Genomic DNA, 15,957 nt, shown 5'->3' with positions numbered 1-15,957 from the left:
CTAGGCCCGACTAATATATTTAAGTATGCTTCGATGTTGCAAAAATGCCGCACTGCACAGATGTTTCAATAAGAATTTCTGGGTAAATATATTTAAGAAAATTAGTATATAGAATTGCGATTCATATGCGATTTCATGCAAGAAATAAAGTTGATACAAAGCAATTTTAATACTCTGAACACGTCTATACAAGTCTGAAAACACGAAAGTCCGTCTAAAAACCAGCAAATCCATCCGAAAATTGCAAAAAATGATCGAATCAAGATGTTAATTTAATAAAAATTAAATTTCTTACTTTCGTCAAGATTGGTATGGAATTGGACTGCATTAAAACCACGCAAATCTAAGAATATTGATGAATTTGCCAGCTTGACACTCAAGCATGTGGAATGGTCTCATCGCAAATGAATGTTTTTCTCATGTTAATTAAATAGAAAATAGTTCGAGTTGTGCACGTAGTAATTTGATAAAAATAAAAAATAATGGGGTTTTATCAAATGCATAACGCAAATCTATCTATTTAATTCAACATTTAGTCTGAGATGCATTTCAAATTAGTCCTACATCCAAGAAAAGTTTCAAAAAACTCGTTTTGTTGTTCATTAACTGGAGGAAGTTAACATGGTAGAAAAAATCTTATCCCGTTCTGTACGCCTGATGTTTATTGGTGGCGTCGCAATGGGAGCTGGTATGCTCGCACAACCAGCATTCGCACAAGATGCGACACCACAGCGTATCGAAATTACTGGTTCATCAATTAAGCGTATTGCTGTTGAAGGCGCTTTACCAATTCAAACTTTGTCTAAAGCACAAATCGAACAATCTGGTGCAAATACTGCTGCAGATTTGATCGCATCTTTGCCTTCTATGCAAGGTTTCGTTACATCCTCTACTTCCATTAATGGTGGTGGTGGTGGTACACAAACAGCATCTATCCACGGTATTGGCGATGGCTATACTTTAGTTTTATTAAATGGTCGCCGCGTTGCACCTTTTACTACAGGTTCAACAGTCAACTTGGCAAATATTCCATTGTCAGCAGTTGAGCGCGTTGAGATTCTGACTGACGGTGCGTCTGCATTGTACGGTTCAGATGCGATTGCTGGTGTGGTTAACTTCGTTTTGAAGAAAAACCAAAAAGATTACAACATCGAATTCACTTACAGCACACCACAAGAATCTTCCAAAGGTAAAACAACAAACTTCGCCTTGTCTAAAGGTTGGGGTGACTTGAACACTGATGGCTACAACATCTTGTTAGCCTATAGCCATGACGAGCAAGCGGAATTGAACGCATCTGATCGTGCATTCTCCGCAAAAGGTGGTGTGACACCGTTTAAACATAACGGCAAAAACTACACAATGTACATGTTGAGTAGTAACTCCATCCCAGGTAACGTGAACTTAACTGGCGGTACCGTTGCCAACTTCAACCCATATTTGGCGATGAATGGCACATGCCCAGCAGAAAATACTTTCAAAGTTGGTACACGCTGCTTGTTTAACTACGGTGCAACTGTACAGTTATTGCCAGAATTAAAACGCGATAACTTCTTGGCGAACGTCAATGTCAATATCAATGACAACTTGAAATTCTTCGCTGAAGGTATGATGACTAAGTTCACTAGTCGCGCTGCTTACGCACCTCCAGCACAACCATTGGGTATTGATCTGAACAGCGCACTGTGGAAAAACACTGTTGCACCAGCTTTGATCAAACAAGGTGGTGATCCAACTAAAGTGACACGTGCATCAATGACTTTGCGCTTGGTTGATGCAGGTCGTCGTACTGATGACTGGAAAACAGAATCCAAACATTTAGCAACTGGCTTCGAAGGTACGTTTAAGAACTGGGATTACACGGCTTCTTACATCTTCTCTGAAAATAAAGCGATTGACTCTGCTTACGCTGGCTACACCAGTGGTGAAAAGTTAGATGCATTGATTAAGTCTGGCGCATGGAATCCATTTACTGCACCAACAGCAGCATCAAAAGCAGCATTAGCTCCTGCAGTGTTAAAACAAGTTTTAGATGTTTCAACTTCACAAATTAATGTAGTGAACTTGCGTGGTTCAACTGAATTGTTCAAATTGGCTGGTGGCAGTGCAAGTTTGGGCTTGGGCACAGACTTCATGAAACAAACATTTGTTTCTAATCCAAGCGCAATTGCACAAGGTCCAAACAAGCAACAACCAAATTGGACAGATGTTAACGTTGGTGGTGGCACTGGTGCCTTACCAGTTGACAGCTCACGTAACAGCTGGGGTGCGTTTGCAGAAATGTTCTTGCCTGTCGCGAAGAACTTTGATTTGACAGCTGCAGCACGTTACGACAGCTATGATGCAGTCAAGAACGCAAAGAACTTTGATGATCAAGGTAATTTGTTGTCACCAGCAACCCAAGGTGCAAAGCAAAGTTCTGCAACTTATAAGTTAGCTGCTGCGTTCCGCCCAACAGACTCTGTTTTGTTGCGTGCATCTTATGGCACTGGCTTCAAAGCACCGACAATGTTGAATATCACTCAACCGATTGCAAACGGTGGCTCATCTAACTTCTTCCCATGCCCAATTACATCTGGCCCATTGTTGCCACTGTGCACAGGTACAGCAGAGTACAACTTGTTAACAGGTGGTAACTCAAGCACAGGTTCAACTGCATTGAAACCAGAGAAATCAACTCAATGGACTTTGGGCTTCCGTGTTGAACCAGTACAAAGCTTGTCTATGGGCTTCGACTTCTGGAATGTTCAGTTGAAAGATCAGATCAAAACTTTGTCACAAAGCGAAGTGTTCTTGAACCCAGTGAAATATGCTGCATTGTTCTCTGCATATGCGGATCCAATTCAAAAGCAAGACGTTATTGCGGCAACCTTGACACCATTCAACTTGGCTAAAGCACAATTCCAAGGTATTGATTGGGATCACACATATCGCGCAGCGATCCCAGCTGGCTACGGTAAATTGTCCTTCAACTGGACAGGTACTTACATGTTGAAAGCTGATTTGGATTCTGGTGTAAAAGGTGATGCAATCGAAAAAGGTGTTGGCAAATTCAACAAGTACAATGATGTTACTTTCCGTGTGATTTCACGTTTGGCAGCAAACTGGAAACCATCAGATCGTTACACACATACAGCAACAATTGGCTATCGTTCAGGCTATAAAGATTCAGTCATTACTGAAGATGATGGCGCAATCCGCTTCTTGAATGCAGATGGCACACCTGGTGATTACACAGGCGTGACACGTAATGTGAAGGCTTACTACACATTAGATCTGCAATCAAAAGTGATCTTCAGCAAAAACTTGACGATCACTGGCGGTATCAAAAACTTGTTTAACCAAGATCCTCCATTCTCTCAACGTATTGAAGGTGGTGGTAACCAATTAGGTTACGATGGTCGTTACACAGATCCATTGGGTCGTCAATTCTATGTAGTTGGCAACTTGAAGTTCTAAACTAACGAATCAAAAAACGAAGTAGCATTGCGCAAAAGCCCCAGATTTATTCTGGGGCTTTTGCATTTTTAGCGTCTATCATTGCAATCATCAAGACCATGGTTCAGACAGCGATATATCACCCAAACAGCAAAAGTAAATGGGAACTATGAGCGAGCCATTCGGTCTGAATTGCGTCACATTTCAAGAGCATCATTGATTCGTTGATGAATAGCGATGTCTTCGACACTTACTAAAACAAAGAAAGAGGAACCCATGCGAAATCGTATCTTAGTCACGATTATGTCGAGCTTATTTGCATCTTCTGTATATGCACAAACTGGCTCCCAAGCCATGCCGACAGAAACAAAAAAAGTACAAAATCAAGCAAGCAAAAACAAAGCATCTGCGAGAAAATTACAATCTGGTATCGACCTACAATGGATAGATAAAAGTGTGCGTCCACAAGACGATTTTTTCCGTTTCATGTCGGGAAAATGGTTGGACACGGTAGAAATTCCAGCAGATCGCGGCCGTTATGGCGCCTTTGACCAATTAGCAGAAATGTCTGCTAAACAATCGGCTGCCATCATTCAAAATTTGGCGACACAAACTGAACTAAAACCTGGTAGCAATGAACAAAAAATTGCTGATCTTTACAATAGCTTCATGGATGAAGCGCACTTAGAAACGCTGGATATCAAACCATTGCAAGCCGATTTTGCGCGTATTCAACAATTCAAAGATAAAGCTGAGTTGGCACCGATGCTTGCATACTTAGCGAGAATCAGCGTTGGGACACCGATTGGATCGGGTGTGACGCAAGATGCGAAAGATTCTTCAAAGTACACTGTTACAGTCAATCAAGGCGGTTTAAGTCTGCCGGATCGCGATTATTACCTCAAACAAGACGATGCTAAATTTAAATCGATAAGAGATGCTTATGTTGCACACGTCGAAAAAATGTTGACGATGGCAGGCATCAACAATGCGCAACAAGCCGCTGCGGCCATTTTGGCTTTTGAAACAGAAATCGCAAAAATCCAATGGAGCAATGTAGAGAATCGTAATCCGGTAAAAACTTATAATAAAGTTGAGATCGCCAAACTCGGCGACTTGTTATCAGGATTCGATTGGAACCAATATTTTGCCAATATGGGTACAGGTGGCAAAACAGATTCTGTGATCGTACGCCAACCAAGCTATTTAACGGGCTTAAGCAAACTAATTCAAGACACCCCAGTAGAAACTTGGCAAGCTTACTTTAACTGGCGTGTACTCAATGCTTACGCACCTTACTTGAGTAAGCGCTTTGTTGATCAAGATTTTGCTTTCTCAAACGGCACATTGCGCGGCATCCCGCAAAATCAACCGCGTTGGAAACGCGGCGTGAGTCGTGTAGAAGAAAGCCTGTCCGAAGCCTTGGGACAACTCTATGTTGCAAAGCACTTCCCTGCTGAAAACAAAGCGCGTATGCAAGTGCTCGTCAACAATTTGCTGATCGCGTATAAGCAAAGTATCGAAACCTTACCGTGGATGGGCGAAGCGACTAAGAAAGAAGCGCTGACAAAATTATCCAAGTTCACACCCAAAATTGGTTACCCAGATAAATGGCGCGATTACAGTAAATTGACGATAGTTAAAGGCGACTTAATCGGCAATATCAAAGCTGGTCGTGCATTTGCGTATCAACGTCAAGTCGACAAGCTCGGCAAACCAGTTGATCGTAGCGAATGGGGTATGAGTCCACAAACGGTGAATGCCTATTACAACTCACGTCAAAATGAAATCGTCTTCCCAGCAGCGATCTTGATGCCACCGTTCTTCAATCCTGAGGCGGATGATGCGGTTAACTATGGTGGTATTGGTGCAGTCATCGGTCATGAAATTGGCCACGGTTTCGACGACTCTGGTAGCCAATCCGATGGTGATGGTAACTTACGCGATTGGTGGACTGCCGAAGACAAAGCCAACTTTGGAAAAGTGACCGATGCCTTGGTGGCGCAGTACGGTAACTACAGCCCTTTAGAAGGTCACAAAGTAAATGGTAAATTGACCTTGGGTGAAAATATTGGTGATAACGCGGGCTTGTCTATCGCTTATAAAGCATATCAATTGTCGTTAAACGGTAAGAAGCCGCCTGTGATTGACGGTTATACCGGCAACCAACGTGTCTTTATGGGTTGGGCGCAAGTATGGCGTGGCAAAGCGCGCGACAAAGAAACCATTCGTTTGCTGGCGACCGATTCGCATGCGCCTGGCATGTTCCGTGCAAATGGTCCTTTGACCAATATGCCTGAGTTCTATCAAGCATTTGATGTGAAGGAAGGCGATAAGATGTACGTTGCACCAGACAAACGTATTCGAGTCTGGTAATCATGTTCTTACAAGCATGTTCTGAAAAGCGCCCATTAAAGTTGGCGCTATCTTAAAGAAGAAAGCGGATAAATTTATCCGCTTTTTTTACTTTGCTATCGACACGAAATCAAATTCGTCGCCAAACCTGCCAATGCTCTTTGCCCTCAAAAACAGCCAAAGAGTCACTAACTTTGACAGTTTCTATGCACTCAAAATAAGGCGACATCAAACCAGCAAACTCTTTAACCGAGGTAAGAAACGGTGGTCCTTTTTTACTAACGCTCTCCGCCTCATCTAACAAAAAATAACCAATCAATTTTGCACCCGACGGTAATAATTCTGCCCATCGCCGCACTACCGCTTCACGCATCGCTGGCGGCAACGCACAGAAAAACGCACGCTCATAAATCAAATTCAAGGGTACTGTCGGTGTAAATTCAAAAAAATCAGCTTTTTGCACGTGCGCAGACCACGGTCCTACTTGCGATTTTGCGGCTTGCACAGCGGCAGCAGAAAAATCAATCGCTGTGACTTGCCAACCAGCCTCACACAAGAAACCTAACTCATTGGCATGCCCACAACCGGGAATCAAACAATTTGGGGCTGAACTCTGGGTTCGCGCAAAGGTACCGACAAAATCACGTAATGCCTGAGGTACTGCCGCAAAATTCCATGGTATAAATCCTTGCGCAAAACGCTCATCCCAAAAGGCCGGATGATTCGGATCTCGACTAGAAAATTGCGCCGTCATACCACCGGAATCATAAAGAAATTAATATAAGAAAACGCTAAAACCACACCGACCAATATGCCCACACCAATATAAATAATCGCGCGTAATAAGGAATTCGTCGCGCGTTGTTCGGCGATCAAACTCGCTAGCAATGCGTCGTTATTCCCACCCTCTGCCGCACGAGTTAAAGCTTGGTGTGCAAGACGTGGCAGCTGTGGAAAGATATGACTGTAACGCGGTGCTTCAGCGCGCAGTTTATCGACTAATCCACGCCAACCAACTTGCTCACTCATCCAGCGTTCAAGATATGGCTTTGCGGTTTTCCAAAGATCAAGATCGGGATCGAGTTGACGGCCTAAACCTTCAATATTCAATAAAGTCTTTTGTAGCAGAACTAACTGAGGTTGAACCTCGACATTGAAACGACGAGAAGTTTGGAACAAACGCAATAAGACCTGACCAAACGAGATATCTTTCAGCGGTCGATCAAAGATAGGCTCACAACAAGCGCGCACCGCAGCTTCCAGCTCATCGACACGGGTTTCTTTAGGTGCCCAGCCAGATTCAATATGCGCTTCCGCGACACGTTTATAGTCACGTCGGAAGAATGCTAAAAAGTTTTGAGACAGGTAATCTTTATCATAATCATTGAGCGTACCGACAATACCAAAATCAAGCGCGATATAACGTCCTAAAGTAGCGGGTTCGACCGATACCAAGATATTTCCGGGATGCATGTCAGCGTGAAAAAAACCATCGCGGAAAATTTGTGTGAAAAATATCGTCACACCATCGCGTGACAATTTAGCTAAATCAACACCCGCTTCCAACAGCTTATCCGTTTGCGAAATCGGAATACCTTTCATGCGCTCCATCACAATCACCGATGGTGAGCAATAATCCCAATACATTTCAGGTACGATCAACAAATCAGAATCAGCAAAATTACGACGCAACTGACTACCATTCGCTGCTTCGCGCATCAAATCCAATTCATCGTGAAGATATTTATCAAATTCACCAACTACCTCTTTGGCTTTCAAGCGCTTACCATCAGCCCACAAAAACTCTAACCATCCGGCGGCAATTTTCATCAAAGCGACGTCGCGATCTATCGTGTCCTTCATCCCTGGACGCAAGACTTTGACCGCAGCTTCACGCCCATCTTTGAGCGTAGCAAAATGCACTTGCGCAATCGAAGCAGAAGCCACAGGCACACGTTCAAAACTAGCAAATAATTGATCAGGATGCGCGCCCAAAGATTTAGTAATTTGCGCTACCGCCAAATCCGGATCAAAGGAAGGAACGCGATCTTGCAACAAGGCCAATTCATTCGCGATATCAGGCGGCATCAAATCGCGTCGCGTTGATAACACTTGACCAAACTTCACAAAAATTGGCCCAAGGTCTTCTAAAGATTTGCGCAAACGTTCGCCCCGAGGTGCCGACAAATCGCGCCAGAATAGCAATGTCTTAATCAGTTTTGCCGTACGTGGAATACGTAACCCCGACATCGCAATTTCGTCGATACCGTATTTCAATACGATGCAAACAATTTTAAACAAGCGTAAAGAATTTAAAATCATTGCTTGGCTACCTTCATTTTTTCTAATCTTTCTAAGCGCTTCATCATGCGCTCTACGTCATCACGCGTTTTATTCACTTGCTCGCCAAACGCACGCACCGCTTGCGGTCTAACCAACATGGGATTTTCTTCTAAAAAATATTCTGCAAAATTTTCTTGCAAATGTTGGTGAGTGCGTTTCGCACTTTCAACGACGTTTTTACCTGCTTCCATCAATCGTACCGCAGCGACGTCGCCGAATAATTTACTCAAATCCTCTTCCACTTCCCAGCGTAAATCTTGGCTTAATTGGGACAAGGTATTCGCACAATCGGCATCGCCCTCGATCTTTACGTATGACACAGCACGCTCACGATTCTGTGCGATCAAAGCCAAATCAGCGGGTCTAATTCGTAACACCACTTGATCTGCCGATGACGAACTAGCGGCTTCAGCCGATTGCAATAAGCCATCAACGCCGATTGCTACACGCAACTGAAAAAGCTCAACGTCAATACAGGCAGTCTTACCGGCGTGCTTTTGTAAGCGTGCTGCAGCCCAGGGCTCTTGCGCCAACAAGTGATTAACAAACAGAATAAAAGGAGTGGCAATCATAAGCATCAAATAAAAAACCGCGCATGACATCATGCGCGGTTCTTAGTTTAACAGCAAACCCTCAAAAGACCTTCAATCTAGCGCATTTGAGAGGCTGTAATCCGATACAAGTTTGTCCGAAGGCAAGGCAGTACCGATAATCGATAAAATCAACAATAAAATTAATTCAACTGCTGAATACCCGCCAACAACCAACCAGATTGACCATTAATCGGTTTTGCCAAATTCCAAACTTCAGCAAACGCTTCTGGATTCGTCGCACCACCTTCTTTGATCATGCCAGAGAACTTGACGCTAGCAACATAATCATAAGCTTGTGTCTCAATCCCCAACAACTCAGCATCCAATGTCACTACATCAGTTTCATTTTTCGCGTTGCCACGGTCTTGTAACTCTAACTTCATTTCTGCAAACATTTCTGGTGAAGTAAATTCACGAATATCGTTGATATCGCCACGATCCCATGCCGCTTGCAAACGAATATAGTTCGATTTTGCATGACGCAAAAAGCCTGTCACATCGAAATCAGCTGGAATTGTCCAGTTGCCTTGATTTGCCGCTGGTGCAGAACCTGTGTTCAAATTTGCTGTACCAGCTGGTGTAGTCGATGTATATGCGGCCGCTGGCGCCTGTTGCTGCACCGGATCAATACGTGAGCCAATTTCTGGCAAAGCATTATTGTTCGGCACACCGGCATACGCAGGTTGTTGATTAAACATACTAGGCGCAGAAGCAGCTGTATTGCCCGCTTTTTTACGTGTGAAGAAGCGGTACGCCATGAAAACCAAAAAGCCGATCGCCGCAAAAGTCAAAATAGAGCCTAAAGCACTTGCCAATGCGCCGCCCATGCCTAAAGAAGAGAACAAGCCAGCCAACAACGCGCCACCAATCAATCCGCCAATGATACCTTTCCAAGGCATTGATGGCTTAGGCGGAACAGCAGGAGTTGCTGCATTTGGCGCACCAGGTTTTGCTGCTTGTGCAGGATTGGCAGTATTTGCTGCTGGCGCTTTTTGTGTCACGTTATTTGATTGACGACCAAATGAACCTTTTTTACCCATACGCTGTGCTTCAGCGTCGGCAACGATCATGGTTGTCGTACCGAATAGCAAAGCGATACTCAATAAAATATGTTTCATGCAAATCTCCTTTTATACTGCAAACAAAATACAAACTGCCTTCATATGAACTGCAATGAGCTTAGCTGAGCTAAGCTCAAGCAATCTTATTACTTCAAATTCTCTAAACATCCAACTCCCAAGAATTGACTGCTTATAGCTTAATCCCTGTGTGTAACGCCGCCACACCCGCGGTCAAATTGAAATATTCCACGCGTTCCAAACCAGCTTCTTGCATCATGCCCTTGAGCGTCTCTTGATCCGGATGCATGCGTATCGATTCTGCTAAATAACGATAACTATCCGCATCATTCGCGATCTTTTGCCCCAGCCACGGTAAAACTTTAAATGAATACAGGTCATACGGCTTTTGCAGAACTTCTGGCACTTTGGAAAATTCCAGCACCAGCAATTTTCCACCCGGTTTTAATACGCGACGCATTTCAGCCAAAGCCTGATCTTTGTGCGTCATATTGCGCAAACCAAATGCGACGCTGACGCGATCAAAATAATTATCCGGAAACGGTAACTTCTCTGCATCGCACAACAAAGTTGGGGTAATCAATCCTTTATTCAAGAGACGATCACGACCAACGCGTAACATCGACTCATTAATATCGGTATGCCAAACTTCCCCCGTTTTACCGGCTTGCTTAACAAATTCTTTGGCCAAATCACCAGTTCCACCAGCGATATCCAAAACTCTAAATCCTGGACGCACACCCGCTTGCGCAATCGTAAAAATTTTCCAAATACGGTGCAAACCGGCGGACATTAAGTCATTCATCACATCATATTTGGCAGCGACCGAATGAAAAACTTCCGCTACTTTATGGACTTTTTCTTCTTCGGCCACCGTGGTGTAACCGAAATGGGTAGTCGTCCCATCCGTTTTATTTACTTGCTCGCTCATCTTGGTACTCTGCAGAGAATGAAAGATTATGATTTCTACGCCTAGCTTCAGACTTGTCGACGAGACTGAAACGGCGTTACTAGAAATCGACAGGCGGGATTATAGAGCCGAATCGGGAATCCGACTCGGACTTAGGTCAATATTTCTGCGGTAGAAATTTCGAAAAATTACCTATGAACCGCATTTCGGTCCAGTTTTAGGTGCGGGAATCGCGTCACGACCTGTTTCAGCCGCATATCCAGCAGCTAGCAAGCGTGCCAAATAGTCTTGCCACAATGCTGATTGATGCGTGCCTAGCCAATACAAGTATTCCCAGGTAAAGATGCCGGTACTGTGATCATCATTAAATATTGGCTTAATTGCGTAATTGCCGACTGGCTCTATGCCCGTGATACTAACCAAGCGCTTACCGATTTGTAAAACCTCTTGTCCTTCGCCATGTCCGCGCACTTCAGCAGAGGGCGAATACACGCGCATGAGTTCAAATGGCAGCTCAAAACGCTTGCCGTCATCGAATTCGATTTCTAACAAACGCGATACCGTTCTGGCATTCAGTGCGGTGGGATGGACTTTGTGGGTGATTGGTGGAGGTAGATGGTTCATATTTTTATTCGATAGGGAATTGTTTTAGTCGACCGCGGACGTGATTCCTGTCATTCCTGCATGCTTTTAGCAGGAATCCAGTTTCTTGCGTTGATCAAGCTACGCCACTGGGCTCCTGCCTACGCAGGAGCGACAGCTAACATTCTTCCAATATTAATTAAGTCGCAAATTCGCGTCGTATAACATCACGCAATGCGGGTAACAAAGCTCGTTTGGCCTCTACTTCGGCAGAAGTTCTATCCGTCGCCGCCCACACAGGATTTGGGAAATGCGCATCATCTTGGTAGCGTGGAATCACGTGCCAGTGCAGATGCGGCACCATATTACCTAAGCTGGCCAAATTGATTTTATGCGGCTGCATCACATCACGAATTGCTTGTTCGACTTTACACACCGCTTGCATCATGGCGGAGCGATCCGGGACGACTAAGTCTGTCATTTCTTTCACATGCGCGTTCCAGATCACCCGACAAAATCCGGGGTAGTTCGCGTCGTCGATTAAAACGACGCGAAATTTTTCGGTCTTGACGATCAGCTCGCCGCCATTCACTTCACATAATTCACATTGCATGGATCTCACCTTATACCAAGACGCGTTCAATGCCGCCGTTGTTCGCTTTGGCAACATACTCTGGCATCCAGTCTTCACCAAGAATATGGCGCGCCATTTCAACTACGATGTAATCAGCTTGGGTGCCGCTGTCGTCGTTGTAACGTGATAGACCTTGCAAGCACGATGGGCAAGAAGTCAAAATTTTAACGTCGCCTTTGAAACCGTCGTTGCGCAATTTATCTGCGCCTTTTATCATCTCTTCTTCTTTACGGAAGCGTACTTGCGTCGAGATATCAGGACGACTCACCGCGAAAGTGCCAGACTCACCGCAGCAACGCTCATTCTTTTCTATCTTCACATTATCGACTGTCGAAATCAGGCTGTTGATGGTTTTGCCCGACTCTTGCAATTTCATAGGATTATGGCAAGGCTCGTGATACATGTAGCGCGTACCGGTGACACCTTCTAGCTTGACGTTTTTCTCCATCAAGAATTCGTGAATATCGACGATGCGGCAGCCGGGGAAAATTTTATCGAATTCATAGGTCGCGAGTTGATCGTAGCAAGTGCCGCAAGACACAACGACTGTTTTAATATCGAGATAATTCAGCGTATTCGCCATGCGATGGAATAGCACGCGATTATCCGTCATCATTTTTTCGGCTTTATCAAACTGCCCAGACCCACGTTGCGGATAGCCGCAGCACAGATAACCCGGCGGTAACACGGTTTGTACGCCAACATTCCACAACATCGCTTGCGTCGCTAAACCCACTTGCGAGAACAAACGCTCTGAACCACAGCCAGGGAAATAAAACACTGCTTCCGTGTCTGCCGTGGTGGTTTGTGGATTACGGATAATCGGTACGATTTTATCGTCTTCAATATCGAGCAAAGCACGTGCCGTTTTCTTCGGCAAATTGCCCGGCATTTTTTTGTTGATGAAGTGAATCACCTGTTCTTTAATCGGCGCTTTACCGACCGTCGCCGGTGGCGTTTTGGTTTGTGACTTGGCGAATTTCTTGAAAAACTCATGCCCAAAGCGCTGAGCTTTATAACCCCAGCCTATCATCACTTGACGCGTCGCATTGATAGTTGCTGGATCAGTCGCATTCAAGAAGAACATCGATGCCGCAGTGCCGGGATTGAATTTCTTTTGTCCCATTTTCCGCAAGAGATTACGCATATTCATCGACACATCGCCGAAGTCAATATCGACTGGACAAGGATTCACGCACTTATGACAAACCGTGCAGTGATCGGCAACATCAGAAAATTCATCCCAATGTTTAATCGAAATACCGCGACGCGTTTGCTCCTCGTACAAGAAGGCTTCAACCAACAAAGACGTCGCTAAAATTTTATTACGTGGTGAATACAAGAGATTGGCACGTGGCACATGCGTTGAGCAAACTGGCTTGCATTTACCGCAACGCAAACAATCTTTCACGCTATTCGCAATTGCGCCGATATCGCTTTGTTGCATGATTAAAGACTCGTGTCCCATCAAGCCAAACGAAGGTGTATAGGCATTGCGTAAATCGGCGGCAAAATCAGGCAGGTTCAACAATTTGCCTTTATTGAAGCGCCCTTCTGGATCGATACGCAATTTATACGCACGGAAATCTTTGATCTCGTCTTCGGTCAAAAACTCTAACTTGGTAATACCGATACCGTGCTCACCCGAAATCACACCATTCAAGGAACGCGCTAACACCATGATGCGAGCGACCGCATGATGCGCCACTTGCAGCATGTCGTAATCATCGGAATTAACAGGCAAATTAGTGTGGACGTTGCCATCACCAGCATGCATATGCAAGGCAACGAAGACCCGGCTACGCAAGACTTTTTTATGAATCGCCGTGCATTCATCCAAGATCAATTTAAACGCTGCACCATTAAATATTTGACGCAAAGGCGCGCGCACTTCAGTCTTCCACGAAATCCTTACCGTGCGGTCTTGCACCACATCAAACAAGCGCGCATTTGGCTGCTTTTGCAGACGTTGTTCAAACACGAAATCGAGTTTATCTAAACCTAATTTATTCAACTCCACACGCGCATCGCACAAGGGTTGATCGAGTTGCGTCAACAAATAGGTCCAACGTGCTTCGATATCACTCAGCAATTGATCCGCTTGTGAGACGCGATCTTCGAGCAATTCTGCCGCTGGAATGTCATCGCCATCGGCATCCTCGCTTTTACCCAAAGGGAGGTTGCCACGCAGCACAAACTCTTTTAATGCAGAGATACAGGCGAGTTTATTTTGTATCGAGAGTTCGATATTGATGCGTTCGATGCCGTCGGTATATTCGCCCATACGATCGAGCGGAATCACCACGTCTTCGTTGATCTTAAACGCATTGGTATGCTTAGAAATCGCTGCGGTTTTGGCTCGATCTAACCAGAATTTTTTACGCGCTTCCGGGCTCACCGCAACGAAGCCTTCTCCGACGCGGGCGTTCGCCATACGGATCACTTCGGATGCAGCTTGTGCGACGGCGTTTTCATCATCGCCAACGATATCGCCGAACAATGCCATCTTAGGGATGACACCACGTTTGGATTTGGTGGTGTAGCCAACCGCTTTTAAATAGCGTTCATCCAAATGCTCCAAGCCCGCGAGTATCGCACCACCTTTTTTGGTTTCGCCATCAAGATAATCTTTGATCTCAACGATGCTAGGAATCGCATCACGCGCTTGCCCAAAAAACTCCAGACAAACCGTACGCGCAAATTTTGGCATGCGATGCAAAATCCAACGTGCTGAGGTGATCAAACCATCGCAGCCTTCTTTTTGTACACCCGGCAAACCAGCGAGGAATTTATCGGTGACATCCTTGCCCAAACCTTCTTTGCGGAAAGTGCGTCCGGGGATTTGCAATAATTCCGTTTTGAATGGCGTCTTCTCGCCTGGATGAGTCCATTCCAATTGGAATTTCGCGACTTCCACATCATGGATCTTGCCAAAATTGTGCTCAAGACGTGTGACTTCTAACCAATCGCCATTCGGATCGACCATGCGCCATGACGCTAAATTGTCGAGCGCAGTTCCCCACAGCACCGCCTTCTTACCACCGGCATTCATGGCGACATTGCCGCCTATGCAGGACGCTTCAGCCGACGTCGGATCGACCGCGAACACGAAGCCCGCTTTATCCGCCGCATCTGACACGCGCTTAGTCACAACACCTGCGCCAGAATAAATAACAGCGTAATCACGATCCGCACCCGGTAAACGCAGCATTTCTACTGCACCGAGTTGTTCAAGTTTTTCTGTATTAATCACCGCTGACATCGGCGTCAAAGGAATCGCGCCACCCGTGTAACCCGTACCACCGCCGCGTGGGATGATTGTCAAACCGAGCGTAATACACGATTTGACTAAACCCGCCATTTCATCTTCGGTATCTGGCGTTAATACGACAAATGGATATTCCACCCGCCAGTCGGTCGCATCCGTCACGTGCGATACGCGACTCAAGCCGTCAAATTTAATATTGTCTTTGGCCGTATGTTTGGCTAATAACTTACTCGCCTTTTTACGCAGGTCGTAAGTATCACGAAATTCCTTAGAAAAATCCGCCACCGCCTTACGTGCTGCATTCACCAAAATCTCGACTGAATTACTGCGATCTGCATCTTCGGCATTGACGGTGTCGGTGGCGACACGACGTTTTTCCACTTCGTGCAAACGATGATTCAAAGCGTCAATCAAAGCCTGTCGACGCTTGGGATTTTCCAGCATATCGTCTTGCAAATAAGGATTGCGACGCACGACCCAAATATCACCCAAAACTTCGTACAACATACGCGCAGATCGACCAGTCTGGCGTTTGCCGCGCAAACTATCGAGCAAACGCCATGCGTCTTCGCCTAGCAAGCGAATCACGATTTCACGGTCTGAAAATGAAGTGTAGTTGTAAGGAATTTCGCGCAAACGCACTGGCGCTGCACTAGCTTGAGCATCGTTGTCGTGATGCGGTGGTAGTCCTAAATGGTGGGCTGGAGCATTCATCTGCAAATGGTTAGACGGATATTAAAAACTCATTCTAGCCT

General features: G+C 45.3%; 10 protein-coding genes. 2 read left to right on the top strand and 8 right to left on the bottom strand.

Annotated features, from left to right (window positions below):
* Positions 1 to 621 precede the first annotated feature (621 nt).
* Together IE103_RS17085 and IE103_RS17080 are read left to right on the top strand one after the other, a co-directional pair.
* Positions 622 to 3,459: a TonB-dependent receptor plug domain-containing protein gene (locus IE103_RS17085; RefSeq protein ID WP_189347478.1), complete on the top strand. Its 2,838-nt coding sequence runs from the start codon at positions 622 to 624 to the stop codon at positions 3,457 to 3,459.
* 255 nt (positions 3,460 to 3,714) lie between these two features.
* The gene (locus tag IE103_RS17080; protein ID WP_189347476.1) at positions 3,715 to 5,814 is read left to right on the top strand and encodes a M13 family metallopeptidase; all 2,100 of its coding nucleotides are present in this window, start codon (positions 3,715 to 3,717) and stop codon (positions 5,812 to 5,814) included.
* Positions 5,815 to 5,923: 109 nt separating this feature from the next.
* Here IE103_RS17080 and IE103_RS17075 read toward each other — a convergent pair whose 3' ends face one another.
* The 8 genes from IE103_RS17075 to IE103_RS17040 form a co-directional block, all read right to left on the bottom strand.
* Complete coding sequence (locus tag IE103_RS17075) at positions 5,924 to 6,547, bottom strand: methyltransferase domain-containing protein (RefSeq protein WP_189347474.1); 624 nt, start codon at positions 6,545 to 6,547, stop codon at positions 5,924 to 5,926.
* Complete coding sequence (gene ubiB / locus IE103_RS17070) at positions 6,544 to 8,115, bottom strand: ubiquinone biosynthesis regulatory protein kinase UbiB (protein WP_189347472.1); 1,572 nt, start codon at positions 8,113 to 8,115, stop codon at positions 6,544 to 6,546. The genes IE103_RS17075 and ubiB overlap by 4 nt, the downstream gene beginning before the upstream one ends.
* Entirely contained in the window at positions 8,112 to 8,708 is a 597-nt protein-coding gene (locus IE103_RS17065) for a ubiquinone biosynthesis accessory factor UbiJ (RefSeq protein WP_189347471.1), read from the bottom strand. The genes ubiB and IE103_RS17065 overlap by 4 nt, the downstream gene beginning before the upstream one ends.
* 161 nt (positions 8,709 to 8,869) lie before the next feature.
* Positions 8,870 to 9,847 (bottom strand): Tim44 domain-containing protein, encoded by a 978-nt coding sequence (locus IE103_RS17060; RefSeq protein ID WP_189347469.1) that lies wholly within the window; start codon positions 9,845 to 9,847, stop codon positions 8,870 to 8,872.
* 133 nt (positions 9,848 to 9,980) lie between these two features.
* Complete coding sequence (gene ubiE / locus IE103_RS17055; RefSeq protein ID WP_189347467.1) at positions 9,981 to 10,739, bottom strand: bifunctional demethylmenaquinone methyltransferase/2-methoxy-6-polyprenyl-1,4-benzoquinol methylase UbiE; 759 nt, start codon at positions 10,737 to 10,739, stop codon at positions 9,981 to 9,983.
* 171 nt (positions 10,740 to 10,910) lie between these two features.
* A complete protein-coding gene (locus IE103_RS17050) occupies positions 10,911 to 11,342 on the bottom strand; it encodes a gamma-butyrobetaine hydroxylase family protein (RefSeq protein ID WP_189347465.1) in 432 nt (143 codons plus the stop codon).
* 157 nt (positions 11,343 to 11,499) lie between these two features.
* Entirely contained in the window at positions 11,500 to 11,913 is a 414-nt protein-coding gene (locus tag IE103_RS17045; RefSeq protein WP_189347463.1) for an HIT family protein, read from the bottom strand.
* Positions 11,914 to 11,923: 10 nt separating this feature from the next.
* Positions 11,924 to 15,916 carry a DUF3683 domain-containing protein gene (locus IE103_RS17040; RefSeq protein ID WP_189347461.1) on the bottom strand — a complete coding sequence of 1,331 codons (3,993 nt, stop codon included), beginning with the start codon at positions 15,914 to 15,916 and terminating at the stop codon, positions 11,924 to 11,926.
* Positions 15,917 to 15,957 lie beyond the last annotated feature (41 nt).

This window comes from Affinundibacterium macrobrachii, assembly GCF_014652415.1.
Classification (GTDB): Bacteria; Pseudomonadota; Gammaproteobacteria; order Burkholderiales; family Burkholderiaceae_D; genus Undibacterium; species Undibacterium macrobrachii.
Note: the sequence above shows the minus strand (reverse complement) of the source record. Positions and strands in the feature narration are given on the sequence as shown.